The sequence below is a fragment of the Pseudomonas fluorescens genome, assembly GCF_002837185.1.
Lineage (GTDB): Bacteria > Pseudomonadota > Gammaproteobacteria > Pseudomonadales > Pseudomonadaceae > Aquipseudomonas > Aquipseudomonas fluorescens_AM.
This window is the reverse complement of the sequence record NZ_KZ478008.1, coordinates 22,637-45,915: the sequence shown is the minus strand read 5'-3', so window position 1 is coordinate 45,915 and position 23,279 is coordinate 22,637. Positions and strand designations below refer to the sequence as shown.

10 protein-coding genes and 2 riboswitches are annotated in these 23,279 nt (G+C 60.8%); of the genes, 4 read left to right on the top strand and 6 right to left on the bottom strand.

What is annotated here, in order from left to right; genetic code table 11:
• The first annotated feature begins 29 nt into the window (after positions 1–29).
• Positions 30–7,250, top strand: a complete 7,221-nt coding sequence (locus tag CIB54_RS19815) for an NEL-type E3 ubiquitin ligase domain-containing protein (protein ID WP_101220733.1) — start codon at positions 30–32, stop codon at positions 7,248–7,250.
• A 118-nt stretch (positions 7,251–7,368) separates the two neighbouring features.
• On the opposite strand, the gene metH is transcribed toward CIB54_RS19815, so the two are convergent.
• Entirely contained in the window at positions 7,369–11,079 is a 3,711-nt protein-coding gene (gene metH, locus CIB54_RS19810; RefSeq protein WP_101220732.1) for a methionine synthase, read from the bottom strand.
• A 165-nt stretch (positions 11,080–11,244) separates the two neighbouring features.
• Between metH and CIB54_RS19805 the strand changes: the two genes are divergently transcribed.
• Positions 11,245–13,551, top strand: coding sequence for a fatty acid cis/trans isomerase (locus CIB54_RS19805; RefSeq protein ID WP_101220731.1), 2,307 nt, complete (start codon positions 11,245–11,247; stop codon positions 13,549–13,551).
• A gap of 33 nt (positions 13,552–13,584) precedes the next feature.
• Here the strand turns inward: CIB54_RS19805 and CIB54_RS19800 are convergent, their stop codons facing one another.
• Positions 13,585–18,036 carry an SET domain-containing protein-lysine N-methyltransferase gene (locus tag CIB54_RS19800; protein WP_232790582.1) on the bottom strand — a complete coding sequence of 1,484 codons (4,452 nt, stop codon included), beginning with the start codon at positions 18,034–18,036 and terminating at the stop codon, positions 13,585–13,587.
• 178 nt (positions 18,037–18,214) lie between these two features.
• Here CIB54_RS19800 and nfuA point away from each other — a divergent pair, with 178 nt between their 5' ends.
• On the top strand, positions 18,215–18,799 hold the full coding sequence (gene nfuA, locus CIB54_RS19795; RefSeq protein WP_003190728.1) for a Fe-S biogenesis protein NfuA: 585 nt from the start codon (positions 18,215–18,217) through the stop codon (positions 18,797–18,799).
• 143 nt (positions 18,800–18,942) lie between these two features.
• Here nfuA and cobM read toward each other — a convergent pair whose 3' ends face one another.
• From cobM to CIB54_RS19775, 4 genes are read right to left on the bottom strand one after another with little or no spacing between them, the layout of a single operon-like run.
• Positions 18,943–19,689, bottom strand: a complete 747-nt coding sequence (cobM, locus tag CIB54_RS19790) for a precorrin-4 C(11)-methyltransferase (protein ID WP_065949641.1) — start codon at positions 19,687–19,689, stop codon at positions 18,943–18,945.
• 40 nt (positions 19,690–19,729) lie between these two features.
• Positions 19,730–20,152: a cobalamin biosynthesis protein gene (locus tag CIB54_RS19785; protein ID WP_101220729.1), complete on the bottom strand. Its 423-nt coding sequence runs from the start codon at positions 20,150–20,152 to the stop codon at positions 19,730–19,732.
• Positions 20,149–20,853 carry a CbtA family protein gene (locus CIB54_RS19780; RefSeq protein WP_065949643.1) on the bottom strand — a complete coding sequence of 235 codons (705 nt, stop codon included), beginning with the start codon at positions 20,851–20,853 and terminating at the stop codon, positions 20,149–20,151. Before CIB54_RS19780 ends, CIB54_RS19785 begins: the two co-directional genes overlap by 4 nt.
• A gap of 11 nt (positions 20,854–20,864) precedes the next feature.
• Positions 20,865–21,053 (bottom strand): CbtB domain-containing protein, encoded by a 189-nt coding sequence (locus CIB54_RS19775; protein WP_065949644.1) that lies wholly within the window; start codon positions 21,051–21,053, stop codon positions 20,865–20,867.
• Between the two features lie 96 nt (positions 21,054–21,149).
• A riboswitch (cobalamin riboswitch) is annotated at positions 21,150–21,378 on the bottom strand.
• A 183-nt stretch (positions 21,379–21,561) separates the two neighbouring features.
• Between CIB54_RS19775 and CIB54_RS19770 the strand changes: the two genes are divergently transcribed.
• On the top strand, positions 21,562–22,998 hold the full coding sequence (locus CIB54_RS19770) for a M10 family metallopeptidase C-terminal domain-containing protein (RefSeq protein ID WP_157829745.1): 1,437 nt from the start codon (positions 21,562–21,564) through the stop codon (positions 22,996–22,998).
• A 46-nt stretch (positions 22,999–23,044) separates the two neighbouring features.
• A riboswitch (cobalamin riboswitch) is annotated at positions 23,045–23,245 on the top strand.
• Positions 23,246–23,279 lie beyond the last annotated feature (34 nt).

Here is a 23,279-nt window from a genome sequence, read left to right as displayed (position 1 = left end):
TGTCACTCCCCTTTACCCGGAGCGACACCATGACTGATTCACCGCCCCTTTGCGCCGCTGGAAAACCACCCGCTGCCACCCGAAGTATTCATCGCGAGTTTATTGAAAAGACCGTGCCCCAATGGCTGGTGGACGCGACACCTGCCCGCAGGTCAGCGCTTGAAAACACCCCGTCGGTGTTGCCGCAGGAATACAAAAAGTTTTCGCCGGCACACCGCAAGGCCGTCAATGCGAGCGTCAAGGCCAGCGCGGCCGCCCAGGTCCAATTGGACAGCACGATGTCGACGTTCCTGGACGTCGATGCATTCGCCAGGCCGTTGCTGGTCAAAGCCTTGAAAGACCAGCACCAGGTAGAAGTCGATGTCGACAAGACCTTCCTGTGCCTGCGGCGCGCGCTGGCGGTCAGTGTGCTGGAAGTGGAAGTGGCGTCTTTCGAACTCCTCAAGTTATCGATGCTGCAAGCCGCCTTGCATAACTTTGAAGCCTGGGAGTGCGAAGCGGGTGCTTACCACAACACCTCGGGTTATGTGCTGGAAACCGCCACCGCCGGCAACTATGAGCCGACGACGGTCAACCTGACGGTCAGCCAGTTCATGACGTTATGCCGCAGCCTCGATATCGGGGCGCAGTATCAGATTTACCTGAAGGCGTTCTTTGCACCGGTCGACGCCAGCCCGATACCGCCCCTGCGCCAACACTTTATCGCCAGTCAGAAGGCAACCCTGCAGGCCGCCGCCGACTACGCCGTAGCGACCGGGGATATCGAGGTGGCGGATCACGCCATGATTGTCTCGGTGATCAATGGCAGCCTTTATCCCACGCTCGGCAACAAAAAGGTCTGGTTGCTCGACATGAGCCTGATGGGGAAAAGACTGACCGGCTGCGTCTATTTTGCAATCGGCGATCAGCACAGCGACGCGTTGATTCTCTATATCCCCCATGACCCGGCGCATCCGCTCAAACGCTACACCAAGCAACAAATGCGCGACGAGTTCAAACGCCTGTTCACCGCCCGCGCGGGCATGGCCGCCGACGACCCTGCACCAACGCCCTATCAGCAGTTTTTCAGCCAGTTCGTGGCTTATGACCAGCGGCCGCGCTACTTCAGCCAGTTCACGCAAAAGTCTGCCGACTCGCCCGTTGATCCGTTGAGCTCGCCTTGGCGATCGGCGGTGGAATTCCTGCTCGGGTTGTCAAAGATCTTGCGTATTAAAGAACTGCCGCCTGCAAAACCGGCAAAGATGGAGCCGGTAGCCGACCCTTACCTTGCACCTGGCAGCATGATGCCGTTTCGCAGCGGTGGTACTTATTCCGGCCTGCTCGACCTGTGGCCCTTTCTCTATGAAAAGCACCGCGACAAGGTGCTGGCCGACGCCCGCGCCCACGCAGTGCCGACTGCCGACGTCGACGTCAAGGCGCGGGAGGCCAAACTGGCACACTTGCTGGAAGTCGGCATGCTCGCGCTCAACCTGGTGTCTATGTTTGTGCCGGTGCTGGGCGAGGTCATGCTGGCGGTGATGGCCGAGCAATTGCTCTCCGAGACGGTGGCAGGCTCGATCGAGTGGGCCGAGGGCGACAAGCTCGCAGCCAAGGAACACCTGATCGATGTGGCTGAAAACCTGGCCCAGATTGCGCTGATGGCGGGTGTGGGGACGGCGGTGAGCCGGTTCAGGGCCGCCAACGCGGTGCCGGTGCTCGAAAACCTGAGCCCCGTCACCCTGCCCAATGGTGAAACCCGCCTGTGGAAGCCGGACCTGACGGGCTATCAAAGCCCCGACACGCTGGATGCCGGCACGGCCCCCAACGCGCTGGGGCAATACACGCTCAATGGCAAGACCTATATGCGCCAGGGCGGTCAGCTCTACGAGCAGGTGTTTGATGAGTCGATCCAGCGCTGGCGGATCAAGCACCCGACCAATGCCGACGCCTACCAGCCGGTGCTGCACAGTAACAACCGTGGCGCCTGGCGCCATAGCCTGGAGCGGCCGCTGGAGTGGGACCGCCTGACGCTGTTGCGGCGCATGGGCCATACCACCGAGGGCTTTTCCGATACCGAGCTGATCAAGGTGGCGGATGTGAGCGGCGTCAGCGACAACGCCCTGCGCAAGATGCACATGGACCACGCGGCACCGCCTCCCGAACTGACGGATGCCATGCGCCTGTTCAAGGCCGACGCAGACAGCGGCCAGGTGATCGAACAACTGCGAGGCAGCCAGCCGATCGATGAGCGTTATCTGTTTGCGTTGCCGCTGGTGGCCCAAATGCCCCGCTGGCCAAAAGGGCGTGTGCTTGAGGTGTTCAAGGGGGCAGAGCTCTCCGGTGACTCGTTGAAGTACGGTTCCGAGCACGCGCCGCGTGGCGCGGTTGCCAAGACGCCGATCCAGATTACCCGCGCCGATGTCCTGGGCGGGCGATTGCCGGCGGTCATTCTGGCGGCATTGGAGGAGCCGCAAGTGAACTACCTGCTGGGCAGAGAGAGCGCGCGCGTGCGTGACTTGAGGCCGCAAGAGCTTGGCAAGCAACTCGCCGACTTTGCCCAGGCCCGCAAAGCCGCCATTTTCGACAGCCTCTACGCCGGCACCGAGCCGGTGGACAGCCAGGTTAGCCGGCTGCAGCGTGTCTGTCCGGGGCTCAGCGAGGCTGGCGCCCAAGACGTGCTGGCCGATGCCCGCCCCGATGACCTTGAGCAACTGCACGCCACCGGCCGGGTGCCGTTGACCCTGCTGGAGGAGGCCCGCTGGTACGCCCGGCAAGGCCGCCAGACCCGCGCGTATGCCGGGTTGCGCAGCGAAACCATGGCCTTGAGGGACAGTCGCCGGTTGGCGTTGCATACCCTGGAAAAGCTACCGGGTTGGCCGCAAACGTTGCGCCTGGAGATTCGCGAAGACAGTGGTAGCGGCCCCTTGCTGGACAGCATCGGCAGTGACTCGGCACGAGACAAGAGGTATCTGGTGAAAAAAGGCCCGCGCTTCCAGGCGTTCAATGAGCGAGGCGAGGAACTCAATAGTCTGCCCACACAGGGCGATAATTTTTATGCTTCGTTGATGCACTCCATGCCCGATGAGGCGCGGCAGGCGCTGGGTGTACCGCACGTAGGTCAGAGCGCGCAACTGCAAGAAAAAATCATCGAGGCTGCCGACCTTCATCGCAGTGAAACAGCGCAATTGCTGGAGCCGCAACGGCAGTGGTTCAAGCCGCCTGTGCGGATCAATGACAAGCAGGTGGGGTATTACGCCAGTGGGCGTAGTCCAGGCCTGAGAGCCAACCTTGCGGCGCGAGCGAGAGCGCTTTATCCGGAGCTGAGCGATGAACAAGCCACGGGTTATATTCGGCAGTTGCAACAGAGCAAGACCGACAGCGCCATACTCACCCTTCTGCAAAACCGCGGGCGCGAATACGCAGCGTTTGCCTCGGCACTCGACCAATGGGTAGGCCAGCCCCCGGTGGCGGCTGATCCATTCAGTGGCACACCCGACAGCTCGGCGTATCGGCACAAAACTCAAGTGGCGCAGATGTTCAAGGCGCTGTGGGGGCGCGCAGCGCTGGCTGGGGAAGTGAGCTTTTCCGATCGTCTGGCCATTATGATCAATGAGCCTCTGCCGCCCCTGACCACTGATTTTCCCCATATCCGTGAATTGTCGGTGGGTGGGCGCGGTATGAACGATGCCAATGCCGATAGTTTTCTTGCGCGCTTTCCTGACGTTGAAACCCTGTCCATTGGTGAAAACGGCCGCGTATGGAACTCAAGCCTGCTCGGCAGGCCGTCTCTGACAACGGTGCCCGTGGCCGTGAGCGCGATGCCGAAACTCAAAAGCCTGACGTTCAAGGCCGATGCGGGGACGTTGGCTGCGGACTTTTCCTCAAAACTCAATGCACTGACTGCGCTTGAGGAACTGCATATTCATTGCACCGGGTTTTCCCCTACCGCACTCAATAAACTCGATTTGTCCGCGTTGGTAAAGTTGAAAAAATTGCAGTTTGACGCGCCTCATACGCTGTCGCAGTGGCCTGCCTACGTTGAAGGTTTTACCCAGCTGGAGCGCCTGGACCTGACCAATACCAGCATTCGCGCACTGCCTGAGCGCCTGTATGACGGGTATGAAAAGCTGTGGGCCGGCCTGTCGCTGGACTGGTCAAAGTTCCCCCGCGAGGCGTTCAAGCCCGCGTATGAATACGTCAGAAACTATCGGGGAGGGAGCAGGCATTTGGCTGACTTGAACCAGATGGTCAGCGGCTACGCCTCGGGTGAGTTGCAAGCGCTGATGGGTTCCTCTCTGCAAACCACCGCGTTAAGCGAAAACATAATGGCGACCTGGGATACCCCTGAAACCAGGTTTGCCGCTATCGAGGCTCTGGGTGTCGAGCAAAGTGGGCTTTTCGGGGCGTTCTATGGCCCGGCGACCCCTGAGTTGCGTTTCAGGTCGCGTTTATCACCCTGGCAGTCGGGTCAAAATGCCGAGGTGATCAGCGCGCTTGAAACCAGCTGGCGCGGGGCAGTAGCCCAGCGCTATGGGGGGCAGGCGGATGTATCGGTGTTTGAATTGCCGGCGCAGGATGTGCAAGTGATCGCCCCACTTTACCCTGGGAAAGCCGTGACGCTGCCCGCTCTGCCGGCCGGGACGTTTTCCCATGTGCGCACGCTGCGCCTGGGTTGGTCGGGTGAGTCCACCGCGCAGACGCGCAGCTTCATCCGCGCCTTCAGTGGCACCCAAACCCTTGAACTCAACGGGCTTGGCTTGAGCGAGATACCCATTGGCGCAGATGATCTGCCCAATCTGACCCGCCTCGACCTGGCCAACAACGGCCTGGTGGCGACGCCCGCGGTCCAGGCGCAGCTCAATGGTCTTGGCAGCCTGGAGCTGTTGGACCTGGGCAATAACTCGCTCAATGGCCTGGATGTCAGCGCGTTGACGCAGCTCAAGGTGTTGAACCTGCGGGGCACGCGTTTGCAGGGCTGGCCAACCGGGGCCGAAACGTTGCCGCAATTGAACTGGCTCGACCTGCGGGACAACCAGATAGCGACATTGCCATCACCGGTACTGGCGAACGACGCGCTGTTGATGAAGGTCAACCTGGCGGGTAACCGGTTCAGCCCCACGGGTGAAGCCGCGCTGAAATCGGCGCGCCAGCGGGTTGAAAACGCCCAAGGCTTGCCCGAGGGTACGCTGCAGCGCTTTGAGCAGGAAGTGGTGCCGGCGGTCTTTGCACCGCAGGAGACCGATCAATCGATGGCTCGCTATTTGTTGCCATTGCCCGAGCCTGTCGCTGGCCCGCAAGGTGTCGCGGGGTATGCCAAACGTTTGCAGCAACTGCATCCGGCGCTGACCGAGGAGCAGGCCTTGCAACGGCTTGCGCAACTGCGCAAAGACGGGATGAGCGATGCGCAAATCGATGTGCAGCTCAATAGCGGGTATGCGCAGTACGCGTCTCTGACCCGCCAGCTCAATGGCTGGCTGTATACCCGTGAGCTGCACGGCCCGGACGTGAGCGTGGTGGCCCAAGAGCGTCAGATGGTAGCGATCAAGATCCGCGAGTGCTGGCAAGGTGGCTTGGCGGCCGAGCCCGCTGCTGAACTGAGTCTGCACGGCCTGCAAGCCGACACTCTGCCGGCATTAGACCTGCCGTTTGCCCATGTACAGACCCTGGACCTGACCGGTGTGCGGGTCTCGGCGCACGGCGCCGATGGCTTCCTCAACAGCTTCCCGGCACTGCGCAGGTTAGTCCTGGGCGGCAACGACCTGACGGCGGTGCCGCAGGCGGTGGCGCGGATGGACCAGCTTGAACAATTGGAGCTGTCGGCCAACGCCATCAGCGACCCCGAGCCGCTGTATCGCCAATTGGGTGGTGCGCGGTTGCGCCGGCTCGACCTGAGCCACAACAGCCTGAGTGAGTTCAGCACCCGTGCCTTCAGTGGGCTCCAGACCCTGGACCTGAGCTACAACGGCATTACACACTGGCCCGACGGCGCACTGGAGGCAACGCACCTGACGAGCTTGAACCTCAGTGGCAATACTCTCACGATGTTTCCGGATCGCTTGCTGGACGGTAATCACGATCCGTTGGTGCTCGGTCTCGACCTTACCGACAACCATCGGCTCTCACTCAACAGCTTCGAGCAGCTCAGGCACTACAGCGATACCCACCAAGGCGGTGGTGTGGCGGGGTTTACGCGCCCCGACATTGACTCGCGGATTGCCGCCCTTGAAAGTGACTCCGAAGCAGACTCGAGCTCTGGTTCCAGTGATGATTCGGACGGTGACTCCGACGGTGATGGCGGGGAGCCGTTGGAAGTCATCCCCGACCTGACGGATGAGACGGGTGATGCTGCAGCGCAATCCTGGCTGGTGAACACGCCGGCCGCGCTGGCAGCGTCCAGGCGGCAATGGTGGCGGCAACTGGCCCAGGAGTCAGGCCATGGGCCGTTCTTTCATTTGCTTTCCCAGCTACGGTATACCCACGAGTACCGATACACCCGCGCCGATCTTACCCGGCGTGTCTGGGACGTGATCGAGGTCGCTGCCGCCAGTGCGCAACAGCGCAGGTCGTTGTTCCAAGCGTCGAAAACCCACAGCACCTGTATCGACGGGCGCATCCTTTCCTTCAGCGAAGTGGAGGTGCTGGTGTTCGAGGCGAGGGTGCTGGAGGGAGTGCCGGCGCACAATTTGAGGCTCAAAGGCCAGCGGCTGCTGGACTTGTCCCGGCAATTGTTCCGGCTCGACCAGGTCGACCTGTTGGCCGGGGCCAATGCCCGTGGGCAGGATCCGGCCGAAGCGCGTTTGGAGTATCGGATCGGCATGACCAGGGGGTGGCCTGATAGGCTGGAACTGCCAGGGCAACCCTCGTACATGGCGTTTGGCACGCCGCTCAGCGGGGCCGCGGTGACTGCGGCGCGCGCTTCGGTACTCGCGGCCGAAGCGTCCGATGGGTTTTATGAAAGCCTGATCGCTCGGGAGTACTGGCTCAATTACCTGCGCGAGCGCTATCCCGACGCGTTCGAGGCCCTTGAGCAAAACGCGGCCACGCGCCAAGGGGCGCTGGAAGACGAGCACAGTGCCAGGGAGCTGGGCACCGAGAGTCAGGAACGCTACATCGTCGCGTTGAACCTGTTGGAGATCGAGCTGGGTAGCGCACGGGCACAGAAACTGCTTGAACTGTCGCGCAGGGAAGTCGCGGATCTGTCGGCGGGCAGGGTGGCAACATCACCGCCGGGCTCTGGGTCGCCCAAACCCGGTCCTTCCTCGCGCCCGTAACTCATCAGGTGCCACTGCCCGCAGTGCGAGTTCGTCGTGCGGGCAGTGGCGGGCATTCAGCTGGGTCAGCGTTCCAGGCCAAGGAACCCCCGATGGCCCAGGGACGCTTTGATCCTGCTTAGTTGTCATACCCCAGGTTCGGCGCCAGCCAGCGCTCGGTCACGGCCAGGTCCTGGCCTTTGCGGGTGGTGTAACTGGCCACCTGGTCCTTGTCGACCTTGCCCACGGCAAAGTACTGCGCCTGCGGATGGGCGAAGTACCAGCCGCTGACCGCCGCCGCCGGGAACATCGCGTAGTGCTCGGTGAGGAACACGCCACTGCGCCCGGCGTGCATTTCGCGAGCCTCGGGGTCGAGCAGTTGGAACAGCTGGGCTTTCTCGGTGTGGTCCGGGCACGCCGGGTAACCGGGGGCAGGGCGGATGCCGCTGTATTGCTCTTTGATCAGCGCATCGTTGTCCAGCTGTTCGTCCTTGGCATAACCCCAATGCTCTTTACGCACTTGCTGGTGCAGCCATTCGGCGCAGGCTTCGGCCAAACGGTCGGCCAGGGCCTTGACCATGATCGAGTTGTAGTCGTCGCCGGCGTCCTGATAGGCCTTGGCGACCTCTTCGGCGCCGATACCGGCGGTGGTGATAAAGCCACCGATGTAGTCGGTCACGCCGCTGTCTTTAGGCGCGACGAAGTCGGCCAGGGAGAAATTCGGTTTGCCGTCGGTCTTGATGATCTGCTGGCGCAGGTGATGCAATTTGGCGATCGGCTGGCCGTCGTCACCGTAGACTTCCAGGTCATCGTCCTGCACCTGGTTGGTCGGCCAGAAACCGAACACCGCACGGGCGCTGATGAGCTTTTCATCGATCAGCTTCCTGAGCATTTCCCGGGCGTCGGCGTACAGCGCGGTAGCGGCTTCGCCCACCACTTCGTCGGTAAGGATGCGCGGGAATTTGCCGGCCAGGTCCCAGGAGATAAAGAACGGCGTCCAGTCGATGTAGTCGGCCAGGACATCCAGGTCGATATTGTCCAGCACCTTGGCGCCGGTAAAGCTCGGTTTGATCGGGGTGTAGCTGCTCCAGTCGAACTGCGGCTTCTTGGCAATCGCCGCCGGGTAGCTCAGGCGTTCAGTGCGGGCGCTGCGGTTGGAGGTGCGCTCACGCACGTCGATGTATTCCAGGCGGGTCTTCTCGACGAAGCCAGCCTTCAGTTCCTTGGACAGCAATTGCGTGGCCACGCCCACCGCACGGGAGGCATCGGTGACGTAGATCACCGCATCATTGCTGTACTTGGGCTCGATCTTCACCGCCGTGTGCGCCTTGGAAGTGGTGGCGCCACCGATCATCAGCGGCAGGTGGAAGTCCTGGCGCTGCATCTCGCGGGCCACGTGGACCATCTCATCCAATGACGGTGTGATCAGACCGGACAAGCCGATGATGTCGCACTTCTGCTCCTTGGCGACTTGGAGGATCTTCTCGGCGGGCACCATCACCCCCAGATCGACAATGTCATAGCCGTTGCAGCCGAGCACCACGCCAACGATGTTCTTGCCGATGTCGTGCACGTCGCCCTTGACCGTGGCCATCAGGATCTTGCCCTTGGCCTCCGGCTTGTCGCCTTTTTCCAGCTCGATGAACGGGATCAGGTGGGCCACGGCCTGTTTCATCACCCGGGCCGATTTCACCACTTGTGGCAGGAACATCTTGCCGGCGCCGAACAGGTCGCCAACGATGTTCATGCCGGACATCAGCGGGCCTTCGATCACCTCGATCGGCCGCGCGAACGACAGCCGCGACTCCTCGGTGTCTTCAACGATATGGGTGGTGATGCCCTTGACCAGTGCGTGTTCCAGGCGCTTGTTGACGTCCCAGCCGCGCCACTCTTCGGTCTCGGCTTCCTTGACGCTGCCATCGCCCTTGTACTTGTCGGCGATGGCGAGGAGGGCGTCGGTGCCGTCCGGGGTGCGGTTGAGCACCACGTCTTCCACGGCATCGCGCAGTTCGGCCGGGATCTGGTCGTAGATCTCCAGCTGGCCGGCGTTGACGATGCCCATGGTCAGGCCGTTGCGGATCGCATACAGCAGGAACACCGAGTGGATCGCCTCACGCACCGGGTTGTTGCCACGGAACGAGAACGACACGTTGGACACGCCGCCGGAGGTCAGCGCATACGGCAGCTCGTCACGGATATAGGCACAGGCGTTGATAAAGTCGACGGCGTAGTTGTTGTGCTCTTCGATGCCGGTGGCGACCGCGAAGATATTCGGGTCGAAGATGATGTCTTCCGGCGGGAAGCCGACTTCATTGACCAGGATGTCGTAGGAGCGCTTGCAGATTTCTTTCTTGCGCGCTTCGGTGTCGGCCTGGCCGGCTTCGTCAAACGCCATCACCACCACGGCGGCGCCATAGCGCTTGCACAGCTTGGCGTGGTGAATGAACTGCTCGACGCCTTCCTTCATGCTGATCGAGTTGACGATGCCCTTGCCCTGGATGCACTTGAGGCCGGCCTCGATCACTTCCCACTTGGAGGAGTCGATCATGATCGGCACGCGAGAGATGTCCGGTTCACCGGCAATCAGATTGAGGAAGGTCACCATGGCCTTCTTCGAATCGAGCATGCCCTCGTCCATGTTGATGTCGATCACCTGGGCGCCGGCTTCTACCTGCTGCAGGGCGACTTCCAGGGCTTCGGTATAGTTGTCTTCGCGGATCAGGCGGGCGAATTTGGCTGAACCGGTGATGTTGGTGCGTTCGCCGACGTTGACGAACAACGAGCTGCGATCAATCGTGAACGGCTCCAGGCCGGACAGGCGGCAAGCCTTGGGAATGTCCGGGATCGGGCGCGGCGCATAGCCGGCCACGGCCCTGGCGATGGCTTCGATATGGCCTGGCGTGGTGCCGCAGCAGCCGCCGACGATATTCAGGAAACCGCTCTGGGCGAACTCTTCGATGACCTTGGCGGTTTCCGACGGCAGCTCGTCGTACTCGCCGAATTCGTTGGGCAGGCCGGCGTTCGGGTGGGCGGAAACGTGGGTGTTGGCCTTGTTCGACAGCTCTTCCAGGTACGGGCGCAGTTCGCTGGCACCGAGGGCGCAGTTCAAACCGACCGAGATCGGCTTGGCGTGGGCCACGGAGTTCCAGAACGCTTCGGTGGTCTGGCCCGACAGGGTGCGGCCGGACGCATCGGTAATGGTGCCGGAAATCATGATCGGCAGTTCGACGCCCAGTTCCTCGAACACACCTTGCACGGCGAAGATCGCGGCCTTGGCGTTGAGCGTATCGAAGATGGTTTCGATCAGGATCAGGTCGGCGCCGCCTTCGATCAGGCCCTGGGTGGCTTCGGTGTAGTTTTCCACCAGTTCATCGAAGGTCACGTTGCGGTAGCCGGGGTTGTTCACGTCCGGCGACAGCGAGCAGGTACGGCTGGTGGGGCCGAGCACGCCCGCGACAAAACGCGGCTTGGCTGGATTTTCCGAGGTCTTGGCGTCGGCCACCTTGCGCGCCAGGCGTGCGCCCTCGACGTTCAGTTCATAGGCCAGTTCCTCCATGCCGTAGTCGGCCATGGAAATCCGCGTGGCGTTGAAGGTATTGGTCTCGAGAATGTCCGCACCCGCATCCAGGTAGGCCTTTTCGATCCCACCGATCACATCGGGGCGGGTGAGTACCAGCAGGTCGTTGTTACCCTTGACGTCGCTCGGCCAGTCGGCGAAGCGTTTGCCACGGTAGTCCTGTTCCTCGAGCTTATAGCTCTGGATCATCGTGCCCATGCCACCGTCCAGGATCAGGATACGTTCCTTGAGGGCGTGGTGAAGGGCTTGCAGACGAGCGCTACGATCGGACATGGGACTACTCTGGTCAGGCATTACGGAGGGCATGAATGATAACAAACCTGTGCAGGATTTGAGCATGTCGGGTTCTGCATGAATGTCGCTCATGTTGCAGGCAGCCATGGCTCGGTAGAATCACCGCCACTTTCAGACTGCACGCCTTGAATCGGGACCGGATACATGTCACTTCGTTTAATTGTCAGCGCCGTTCTGGCTTTGATAGCCAGTACGGTGCAGGCAGATGCTGTGCCGGTAAACCGCTCCGCTTCGGCGATTTCCTACACCCGCGACATCCAACCGATCTTCACCGAGAAGTGCGTGGCGTGCCATGCCTGTTACGACTCCGCCTGCCAGCTCAACCTGGGCAGCGCCGAGGGCGCGACGCGGGGTGCAAGCAAGATGCCGGTGTATGACGGCGAGCGCAGCACCGCCGCGCCGACCACGCGGTTGTTTTACGACGCGTTCGGCAAACAGGCCTGGCAGCAGAAGGGGTTCTATTCAGTGCTGGATGCCCAGGGCAGCCAGGCCGCTTTGATGGCGCGCATGCTGGAACTGGGCCATAACGCGCCGCTGCAACCCAATGCCAGGCTTCCCGATGAGATCGCGCTGGGCTTGAACCGCGCCAATATGTGCGCGACGCCGGGTGAGTTCAGTGCCTACGCCGGTAGCCACCCCAGGGAAGGCATGCCGCTGGCGGTCACCGGCCTGACCGACCAGCAATACCAGACGCTGCAACGCTGGCTGGCCTCCGGCGCGCCGCTCGACGAGCAAAGCCTGGCCCCCAGTGCCAGGGAAGCCTTGCAGGTACAGCAGTGGGAAAACCTGTTCAACCAGCCGGGCGCTCGGGAAAGCCTGGTGGCCCGCTGGTTGTTCGAGCATTTGTTTCTCGCCCACCTCTATTTCGAGAACGGTGAGCCGGGGCATTATTTCCAATGGGTTCGCTCACGCACGCCGAGCGGCCAGCCCATCGATCTGATCGCCACGCGGCGCCCCAACGACGACCCCGGCACCCAGGTGTACTACCGACTGTGGCCGGTGCAGGGCGTGATCGTGCATAAAACTCATATCACTTACCCGTTGAGCGCCGCGAAAATGGCGCGCATCAAGGCGCTGTTCTACGCCGGTGACTGGCAAGTGACAGCCTTGCCGGGCTACGGCCCCGGCAGTCGAGCCAACCCGTTCGCCACCTTCGAAGCCATCCCGGCCAAGGCCCGTTACCAGTTCATGCTGGATAACGCCGAATACTTCGTGCGCACGTTCATACGCGGCCCGGTGTGCCGTGGGCAGATCGCTACCGACGTGATCCGCGATAACTTCTGGACGTTGTTCCAGGACCCGGACCACGACCTGTACATCACCGATGCGCGCTATCGCGGCCAGGCCACGCCGCTGCTGGCCATGCCTGGACAGAACGATGACGTGGGCAGCGTGCTGAGCCTGTGGCTGGCTTATCGCGACAAGCGCAATCAATACGAAGCCCTGCGCCGTGACAACTATGCGCACCTGCCGGCGCCAGGCTGGTCGACGCTGTGGGCGGGTAATGACAACGCCTTGCTAAGCATCTTCCGCCATTTCGACAGCGCCTCGGTGAACAAAGGCCTGATCGGCGAAGTCCCGCAGACGCTGTGGCTGTTCGACTACCCGCTGCTGGAGCGCACCTATTACCAGTTGGCGGTGAACTTCGACGTGTTCGGCAACGTGTCGCACCAGGCCCAGACGCGCTTGTACTTCGACCTGATCCGCAACGGCGCCGAGCAGAACTTCCTGCGCCTGATGCCGGCCGATACCCGCGAGGACTTCCTTGATGACTGGTACCAGAACAGCGGCAAACTCAAGCTGTGGCTGGACTATGAAGCCATCGATGACGACACGCCGAGCGGGCTTGACCTGAATGAAGAAGACCCTAAACGCGACTTCGCCAATCAACTGCTGAGCCGCTACGGTGCCCTGAACGTCAGCCCCGATCCAATCAACCGCTGCACCGGGGCCTATTGCTCGCGCGCCGGTATCGACCCGGCCTTGCAGGACGCCGAACAGGCGCTGAGCCGCCTGACGTCGCGCCCTGCGGCAGGGCTCAAGGTGATCGACCAATTACCGGAGGCCACCCTGCTGCGCATCGAAACCGCCAGTGGTCAGCGGGTGATCTACAGCATGCTGCGCAATCGCGCCCACAGTAACGTGGCGTTCCTGTTGGGTGAGGCGTATCGCTATCAGCCGGGGTTGGACACCCTGACCATCTACCCGGGTGTGCTCAGCAGCTACCCGAACTTCATGTTCAACATCCCTGCCCAGCAAGTGCCGGAGTTTGTTGCGGCGATGGAAAAAGCCAAGGATGCCAAGCGCTTCGAGCAGATTGTCGACCGCTGGGGTATTCGTCGCAGTCACCCGCAGTTCTGGCAGTACTTCCATGACTTGTCGCACTACATCCACGACACCACGCCGGTAGAAGAGGGTGTATTGGACATGAACCGCTACGAGAACCTCTGAAGTGGCGACCGGGGGCGATCAGATCGGTCCCCCCTATGGGCGATGGCCTTGGGGTTTTATGTACTTCCAGTATTCTCGCCCGTAGTCCATCAGCAACTCCGTGCCGGCAGGAATATCCTTCCACGCGAGCAGGAACACCATGTACTTGCCTACATGTAAGGCTGCCACATTTTCGATACCGACGTCGGCGATGCGCGGTACGTTGACCGCGTTAATCAGGCTGAGGATATTGCTGTTGCCGTGACCGCTGATAGACGCCCCTTTGGTGTTCGTCTGGAATAGATAAGTACCGACGGCCACCCTGCCTTTTTCCATTACCTCGGCAGCAATCGAAGCCTTGTTCAAGTGCAACTTGCCGGTGTAGGGGCCGAGGACATCGAACCGTTTGATATCGCTCTTGGCGACCACCGATAAACCCCGTTCCGAGCCCTCATCGAGCTTCTTGACCTCAAGCAATCGATCAAGCGTGCGATGGTGATTACCTTCCCTGGCGATCCATTCGCGGATGCTTTTGGTTGCAGCCTTCTTGATCTCGATATGTTGGCGGCCGTTGAACTCATCAAAAAATTGATTGGCCTCGGTGATCTTGATTTTTTCAGGTGGGCCTTCGAGATCCTGGGTCAGGCTGCGCCGCACATCGTTCGGGTCCTGCAGGATCGGTGCATTATTGTTGATTCTGTGATCGTAAGAGCCGGTGATAGACGTGGATCGGTGCCGTGAGGGGGGCGTATCGTTTTCCAGTCGCGGCCGCTTCGAACTGCCCGGCTGGGGCGGGGCAGTTGGGCGTTTCCTGGCGATCGGCTCGTCTACGATGTCTCTTGAGCCGAAAACCCGCATTTCTCTTCCCACACGGGTCAGGCTGCCGTTGTCGTTGACATAGGTGCTCCAGATCACCGGGTTGAGATCGTTTGCTTCAACAAATGTGGCCATGGAAGAGCTTGAATTATTGGCGTTGTAGAGGGTGTACCACGCTTGCAGATGGGTGTGGCTCACCGGGGTGAACTGCGCGCCGCTGGCATGTTTGGCGAGTACCTTTCCGGCTGCCCGATAGCTGCCATCCAGGTTTACATACTCTGCAAAGGCTCTTGGGTCGAGGTTGTGGTCGGCGGCGAATCCCTCGAGGGTGAGCGTGTTGCGTTTTTTCTGGGAGGTCGTGCGCCAACTTTCCAAATGATCGAAGGTTACCTCCGTGCGGGCGGTGCCTGCTCGGTCCAGCATCGTGAGCCCACGACTCGCCAGGTTGTCGCCGGTATGCACAAACTGCCTGAATGCGTTGGGGTCCAGGTTGTAGGTCCGCACAAAATCATCCATGGTTTTTTTCAGGGCGTTTTCACTGGCTTGCGTCCAATTCAACAGGACCGAGGGCGTGACGAAGTCGGGCTTTTCCGGAGCGCCGCCGGTGACTTTGATCAGGCTTGAATACCAGTGCCCCGGCTCTACGGACGATAGAGTGATCGACAAGTCCCGGTTGCTCTTGGGGTTGACCAGCACCACGGAAAAACTGTTGTCGGCGCCGGCGGCGGTCTCCTGGATAAAACCATAGGAGTTGTCCCGCACCTGATATACCGAGATCGTACCTCTGTCATCGATATTGCAGATGAACCGTTGGTTGTACTCGGCACGGAAAAAGATCCCGCGGGAATCGGGCTTGAGCCCTGCAATCCAGTGAGGGTCCACGGCGTATTTGCGGATCAGCGGGTTGCTGTTGCTGATAACCGTGACCGGCTCGCGAAACCGTGGCCCGAAAACGCGGTTGGAGCCGGCGTCAATCAGCCGATAATCCGCAGCCTCCAGGGTGCCGACATTGCGCATGGGGATGTTGGGGCAACCGTCCACCGTGAACAAGCGGTCGCCGGCCTGGCGCGGTGACCAGATGCGCGGGTCGACGGATATCATGTGGCGGGCTGCGACACTCCCGTCGCGCAACTGCGCGATCCCCTTGCTTGCCTGGCGCAGGGCTGCCGTGCCGAGATTGATCAGGGCGAATCGCCCCAGGTTCAATACCGCGACCACCGCACCCAGTGGGTTGAGTTCCTGCAACGTGGCGGTGATCAGCTTTCTGGTCAGCGTGGACAGGTGCGGCAATGCAAGGCGGATACCGGCCTTGCCCGCCTGGACCACGACGCGCGTGCAGCCGGCAATGTATTTACCGATGGGCACACCGAACGACACGATATCGGTAAAAAGGCCGAGTCCACCTGACTCGATACGCTGGGGATCGCCTGAGGCCAGGTCGTCGATAGCGCCCCAGAATGGCACGAACATTTTTCCCCAGTACGAGATGTCTTCAAAAAAGTCATGGCCGATATCCATGGCCCGTGTGGCTTTACGGGTTTTCTCCAAGAGGATCTTTTCATCGCAAAAGAACAACTCACGCGCGATCATCTCTGCCAGTGCCTCGATCCGTGGCGATTGGCGGATATTGGCGGCCAATGACAGGGGCTGCCGAGGGGGCAGCGGCGGTGGGACCTGTGGCGCTTGCTGATCGTGGGGCGCGATGAGCGCTGGCATCACCTGCCCGACTTGCTCGACGATCAGGGTGGCTGTCTGGCCGGGCTCAGGCTTCACGGCGTCCTGATAAGCTTTCCAGTCGAATGGCAGTTCGGTGCCTTTTCTGAAGCGGCCTCGGCTTGAGCGGCTGGTCCCGCCAACACGTTCAACCTTTACCTCGCCGCCCACCCACAGGTTTTTGAGGTCTTCGCGCACGCGAACAATGCCGGCGTTCGGAAAAACCTCGATGTAGCGCAGGGTGTAGGGGTGGTCAGCGCACGCCAGACGCAAGATAAACCCCGAGCGCCCGCGAACGGCGTCAGTGTTGTGCTTGTCTTCATGTTCGACCTGGACGTCATGCAGGGGTTTGCGCAATGAATAAACGGTGATTTCGTCACGGTCGCTATTGCCCGGCCATAACGGCGCAAACTGCGCCAGCAAGCCTTTGATCAGGGTTTTGTAGGCCGCTCTTGGGATGTGCAGGTAGTCATTGAAAGCCTGGTCAAACTCAGCGTCCGAGTTGAAGCGAAAACGACTGGGTGGTTGCAGCGCGAGGTCTTGCGCCGCCTTAATCATCTCGCTTTCATGCTGTTCCAGGGCGGCCAATGCGTGTTCGATGTCTTGGGTGGAGTAGCCGTACCGGCTTACCGGCAGTAGGCCAGTTTCTACTGCCCAGGTGAGCGTCGGTTGGATTTTCGCGGCAACCACCCGTGTTTGTTGTGCTGGTTCGTCGGCATACACACGAAGGAACTCACCCGGCAGATTGAGCAGTCGCTCGAATGTCATATGCCGTGATGAGCCTGGGGCAACGGACTCGGCCAGGATAAATCCGCTTTTGAAGTTGACCCATGCGCTGGAGGTGCCGTAGGGCAACTCATCTGGAATGCCCTCGACCCATATTTCACTGGGAATATTGGCCTTGAGCACGCAGACGGCCAGGCGCGCCGTCGATGGATTGAGGTCCAATGAGCGCTCGTACTCCTTGATCAATGACTGACGAATGACCCCATAGTTGACTGCCGGCGGGATGAACGCTTTGAGTTCGTTGTCGTTGAGTGAGTGGGCGTCGGGCGTGATCGTCAGCCAGAGTGCGCGCCAGAGCAGTTTCACTTTGACGGCTTGCGGGCACTCTTGGTCATCGCCGGCACCATACCAGTCCAGTGCCGCGGCGATGGATTGGCCCACTGCCAGGTTTTCGCGGGTATTGAGCAGCTGTTCCAGGAGGACGGTGGGGGTGGTGTCTAGCGCTGCTTGTTGTGCCGGGGTCAACCGCTGGGGGACTACCTGTGCGAACAACGACCGGGCATTGTCGCGCTCGAGGTCGCGCACGACGTGCTTGATGATCTTGTCGTCCTCTGGCCCTAGCAAGTGTTCCAGGTCGCTGACATGGCCATCGTGACCCAGCCGGCAAAGCGCCCGATATTCCTGCAGGTGGTATTGCACGGCCTTCCACTGGGCCATGGTAGTCGGGGCGGCGGGTATGATTGCGTAGTAGGCCAATACCCGATCAAGCCGAACTGAACCGTCGCTTTTGACGCCGTTGCCGACTTTGCGGTGGATGTCCAGCAGGACGTCGATCTGGTTGGCGAAGTAGAGCGGCGCTTTACGCAGCACCACTGGATGGCCTGCAATGTCGAACACTTCGGCTGGGGTGGGGATAGGTGATTTCGGCGTACTGAGTAGCTCGGACAGGAAGTCGTAAGGGAAATCGCCGAGCGGGGAGTTGTTGGGCGAGGGTTTTTCACTGAGGAACGTCTTGAAGTCGTCATCCTCTTCAAGGATTTTAAGCACGCGAAAAGCGGCTTTGCATTCGCGGCCCAGTGCGGAGTCTGCTGGAGGGTAGTAGTAAGACGTCAGAGCGTTCGCAAGTGTCGGGCCCTGGATCAGGCCCGCCAGATGGTCGAGCAGGTGATCGAGGTCCGACAGACGTGTAGGTGGACTCTTGGACATGAGTCGGGAAAGTGTGGGCTTCATTAAAACCTCGCGCGTGAGCAATTAGGATCGCGACGTCATGCTAGGCAGACTCACTCTCTCGCACGTGCTACATAGATAGGCATTGCTACAGGACTCGGCAGGGGCGCAGCGCCGGGATGCTTTTCCGACAAAAACACTCGGACTTTGTACCTGCGTAATAATTTGGCGTAAACTGCCCGCAAGCCTGTGAGGAGTTTCCATGACTGCCATAACCATTACCGACGCCGCCCACGATTACCTGGCTGACCTGCTGTCCAAGCAGAACACCCCGGGTATCGGCATCCGCGTCTTTATCACCCAGCCCGGTACCCAGTACGCCGAGACGTGCATTGCCTACTGCAAGCCGGGGGAAGAGAAACCTGAAGACACCGCCCTGGGGCTGAAAAGCTTCACCGCGTACATTGATGCCTTCAGCGAAGCCTTCCTCGATGACGCCGTGGTCGATTACGCCACCGACCGCATGGGCGGCCAGTTGACCATCAAGGCCCCGAACGCCAAGGTGCCCAATGTCAACGCCGACAGCCCGGTCAACGAGCGCATCAACTACTACCTGCAAACCGAAATCAACCCGGGGCTGGCCAGCCACGGCGGCCAGGTGAGCCTGATCGACGTCGTGGATGACGGTATTGCCGTATTGAAATTCGGTGGTGGTTGCCAAGGCTGCGGCCAGGCGGACGTGACGTTGCGCGAAGGTATCGAGCGGACCTTGCTCGAACGCATTCCCGAGCTCAAGGGCGTACGTGACGTGACCGACCACACGCAGAAAGAAAACGCCTACTACTGAGTAAGGTGTTCACTGCGACGAAAAACGGCGCCCCGTGAGCGCCGTTTTTTCTGCTTGAAATTCAGTGGGTTGTGATAACTATCTAACAATAAGGATCAAGTGTGGGAGGGGGCTTGCCCCCGATAGCGGTGTGACGTAGAAACTCAAGGTCGGTATAGATGCACATGTCCCGCCCGATACAGTGAAGACTCACTGAATGTGTCACTGGCCAGTACCCGCCCCACCACAATCAGCGCCGTACGTCGAAAGCCTTTGGCCTCGACCTTCCGGGCAATATCACTCAGCGAACCCACCACCCAGTCCTGATCCGGCCACGTCGCGCGGTGCACCACGGCGATCGGGCAATCGGCGCCATAGTGCGGCAGCAGCTCGGCGACGATCTTCTCCAGGTGATTGACCCCCAGGTGAATCGCCATGGTCGTGCCGTGGCGGGCCAGGCTGTCGAAGTCTTCACCGGCGGGCATGCTGGTTTTATCGGCATAGCGGGTCAGGATTACGCTCTGGGCGATATCCGGCAGGGTCAGCTCGGTTTCCAGCAACGCCGCGCAGGCTGCCACCGCCGTGACGCCGGGTATGATCTGGAACGCAATGCCCAACTCACGCAAGTGACGGATCTGCTCGCCAATCGCTCCATACAGGCTTGGGTCGCCGGAATGCACACGCGCCACATCGTGGCCGTTGGCGTGGGCCGTTTTGATCAAGTCGATGATCTGTTCCAGGTGCAGTTCCGCGCTGTTGACCACCTGCTGCGCCTGATGGCCTTCCAGTACCGCTGCGGGTACCAGCGAGCCGGCGTAGATGATCACCGGGCAACTGCGGATCAGCCGCTGGCCCTTGACGGTGATCAGTTCCGGGTCGCCGGGACCTGCGCCGATGAAGTAAACGGTCATGCAAGATTCCTGTTGGAGTGCGCACGAGCATGAACAATGCTCAAGATCGGGTGGGGTGATTATCCGGGTTAGCGTCGACGCCGGCCAATGCAAAGGTGGCCTGCGCGCTTTTGCGGCGAGTGATCAGCAGCCGGACGGGGGCGCTGGCGAGCTGCTCGGCCAGGGCCAGCGCGGCGCTTTCGGCAACCCCGTGACACTGGGTATGGGCAAAAGCGACGGCGGATTTGTGGCTCAGACGTTCCTCATAAGCGCTCAGGTGCGCGGCACTGAAACACAGCAGTGGCACGTTCAGGATCCGAGACAGTGCCAAAAGCCCTGGCTCATCCTGCTTGCGCTCAATGCTTGCCAATGCGCTCAGGTGCTGACGGTCGATTCCGGCCTCGGCGAGGCCACTGTCAACCAGCGCCAGCAGGGCCTGGGCACTACAGCCTCGCTGGCAGCCCAGGCCGACGACCAGGGTCATGCCGGGTATGAGCCGTCGCGGTGCCGGCGGAACAGCCAGGCGCTGATCAAGCCCAGGGCCAGCCAGAACGCAACGTTGGTCAACTGCGAAGCGATCTTGAACTGCGCTTCCAGGGCTTGCGGTGCCAGCATCGAATGCACCTCGGGTTGCGGTGCGCCGATCACGTGGGGCACCACAAGAATTGCCACACCCAGTACTTTCAGCCACCCGTTGCGCCCGAACACCAGCAACGCAATTGCTGCAGCCGTCGAGGCGGCGGTGCCGACCCACCAGATCTGGCGCTGTGCCAGGTCTGCGGCGGCGGTACCCGGCAACTCCGGTGGCAGGCCCAAGGTGGGGGCGAGCACAAAGGTCGCGTAACCGGCCAGCCCCCACAGCAAGCCTTGGGCGGTGCGAGTGGGGGCACGCAACGTGTAGAGCCCGGCCAGCATCAGCGCAAACCCGACCGCTACCACCAGGTTGCCGCCGGTGGTGGACAGCACGCGTTGCCAGCCGTCCTGCGGCTCCCAGGCCTGGGCGTCATGGGTGTGTGCAGGCGCGCCTGCGGTGTGCTCATGGGTGACTTCGGTGGCCGATGGGGCCTTTTCGAAGGTTTCCGCCTGCAAAATCAGTGGAGCGACCCACAAGCTTTGCAGCAGCGTCAGCAACAGGGCAGCCAGAAGGCCGGTGAAGCCCGCAGTTTGCGCGATACGCTTGATCATCTCGGCAGGCCTCAGTGGCACGGGAACGCGGCGCTGTGCCGGGTATCATGGGCGGCGTTGTGCACCGCCTCGATATGCGAGAAACCGGCGAAGTACACCAGGCACGCGCCGAGGATCGACGCGCCGATGGCGGCGCTCAGGCGTTGGCTCAGGGTAGAGGTGCTGCTGGCGGTGTGCGAGGTACTGCTGGTGATCGACATGGCGCGTCCCTTCAGGTGTCTTGAGTGAAACGAGCGCATGAGAACCCCGCGAGCCGGGCACGCAGGATTCTGAACAGCGCCCGCCCACCGCGGGTTTGTTATCTGAATTTTTCGGGCCGGTCTCCGGGCTTGCGAGGGGACGGCTCTGGAAAGAGTCGGCCTGACAAGCGTCTCCTTCCCATGCACAGGCACAGTGGATTTGACGCTTCGCTCGCTTACCGTTGCGGGGGCAGCACCGGACTGTTCATGCCTCTGATCAATCAAGGCATGGGTCACCGGTTTCCCGTTTCACCCTGTGAAGGGCACCCGAAACAAGATGCATAGGAAAACACGGGCCAGACCTGGGCGTCAATTGAGGCACAGGTTGGCGCAGCGCTCAGTGCTGCTGGGCAACCAATAGGCAATATCCTTAATTGGTTAAGGGCGTGCTCATGCTTTATTTTTATTGTCGCGTGTTGGAAGGTGGCCCCTGGAAGTTGAAGTGTCATTAGGGGTAGGAGGCTTATTTATGACGTATGTATCTCGACGTGTTTTCAATCCGGGTAATGTGTCCGAATATAGTCATCAGCTGCAACACGGCTGCGCACCCGGCGACCAACAGCGTCCAGGCGCCAACACCCCCGCGCTTTGGGACAAATCCTTGCGTGTCGACGATCCCTACTATCGCGCAGGCTCCGGTAAACCCTCGTGGTCTACGGAGGCGATGGCGCGCAACATTGACAGGAGGGGGCGTCGGTTGACAGACAGCAATCGCGATGGCGTCGTGCGGGTCGGTTATACGTTTAGTGAAGTTGCATCACAGGAAAGCAAGTTTAACGAAACACAAAAAGCACAGGCCAGACGTTCAATGCAATCCTGGGCGGATGTGGCGAATATCAAGTTTGAAGAAGATGCTGTTGACGCTGAAGCGCGGCTGCGGTTCGTCAACAGTGACAACCAGCAGCCACCGGTGGCGGATGGCTTGTTCTCGAGTTATCAAGGACGGGTACGGGTTAACCCCGACTATTCGGATAACCGCGCGCCGGCAGTCAACAGCTTCGCGCGCCAAACGCTCACTCACGAGATCGGACACACATTGGGCGCCGCGCATACGGGCAATTATGATGCGTCGTGGGGGCCTTCCAACTATGCAGACCACGCCGCCTACGCACAAGACAGTCGGGGCCACTCCGTCATGAGTTATTTTGCGCCGAGCAATACCGGTCAGGACTTCAAGGGCCAACATGCCTCGTCGCCGTTGATGGCTGACATTGCCTGGTCTCAGCGGGTCTATGGTGCCAATCACCAGACCCGTAACACCGATACCACCTACGGGTTCAACTCCAATACCCAGCGAGACGACCTGTCCTTGAGTTCATCGCGCAACCGTGCTGTCTTTTGCGTCTGGGATGGGGGTGGCAACGATACGTTGGACTTCTCCGGATATCATCAGGACCAGGTGATCAACTTGCGTGCCGAATCCTTCTGCGACGTAGGGGGAATGAAGGGCAATGTGTCCATCGCCAAGGGCGTTGTCCTGGAAAACGCCATCGGTGGTTCGGGCAATGACGTGCTGATCGGAAATGACGCCGACAACCGCCTCAAAGGCGGCGCCGGGGCGGACCGCATGCGCGGCGGTGCGGGCAGCGATACGTTTGTATACGACAATGCCGGTGATTCGACGTTGTACGCCCCGGACCAGGTGACCGACTTTGTCAGTGGTCAGGACAAAATCGATATTGGCGCGCTGTTGCGCAAACATGACATCCGTTCGCTGACATTCGTCAGCCAGTTCACCGGGCGGGCAGGCGAGGTGGGCGTGGGCTACGATCCGCACACGAACGAGTCGTGGGTCGTACTCGACTTGACCGGCAATGGCGAGATTGACCTGTACCTCGAGAGCCAGGGGCAAATACTGCATACCGATATTGTTGGCGATGTACCTGTCAGCTATCACTACGCCTGAACCTTTCATCGCGGCTACGGGACATTGACCGCAGACCGCGCACTGCGTAGCCTTGCCTGCTCGAGGTTCTTCGGCTGCGGCCGAAGCTAAGAAGGGAACGCGGTACAAGCCGCGGCTGCCCCCGCAACTGTGAAGGGTTCACCTGACTGCAATGCCACTGCCGATACGGCGGGAAGGCGCAGCCGGCGCCGGTCGCAAGACCCGCAAGCCCCAAGCCAGGAGACCTGCCTCGCAATCGATTTTTCAATTCAACCGGGCGGGGTGATCCGGTGACGAAACCC

Bases quoted from the DNA above. Each gene is read 5' to 3' on its own strand.
- CIB54_RS19815 (WP_101220733.1), top strand. From the start codon at position 30: ATGACTGATTCACCGCCCCTTTGCGCCGCTGGAAAACCACCCGCTGCC.
- CIB54_RS19770 (WP_157829745.1), top strand. From the start codon at position 21,562: ATGACGTATGTATCTCGACGTGTTTTCAATCCGGGTAATGTGTCCGAA.
- CIB54_RS19775 (WP_065949644.1), bottom strand. From the start codon at position 21,053: ATGTCGATCACCAGCAGTACCTCGCACACCGCCAGCAGCACCTCTACC.
- nfuA (WP_003190728.1), top strand. From the start codon at position 18,215: ATGACTGCCATAACCATTACCGACGCCGCCCACGATTACCTGGCTGAC.
- metH (WP_101220732.1), bottom strand. From the start codon at position 11,079: ATGTCCGATCGTAGCGCTCGTCTGCAAGCCCTTCACCACGCCCTCAAG.
- cobM (WP_065949641.1), bottom strand. From the start codon at position 19,689: ATGACCGTTTACTTCATCGGCGCAGGTCCCGGCGACCCGGAACTGATC.
- CIB54_RS19780 (WP_065949643.1), bottom strand. From the start codon at position 20,853: ATGATCAAGCGTATCGCGCAAACTGCGGGCTTCACCGGCCTTCTGGCT.
- CIB54_RS19785 (WP_101220729.1), bottom strand. From the start codon at position 20,152: ATGACCCTGGTCGTCGGCCTGGGCTGCCAGCGAGGCTGTAGTGCCCAG.
- CIB54_RS19805 (WP_101220731.1), top strand. From the start codon at position 11,245: ATGTCACTTCGTTTAATTGTCAGCGCCGTTCTGGCTTTGATAGCCAGT.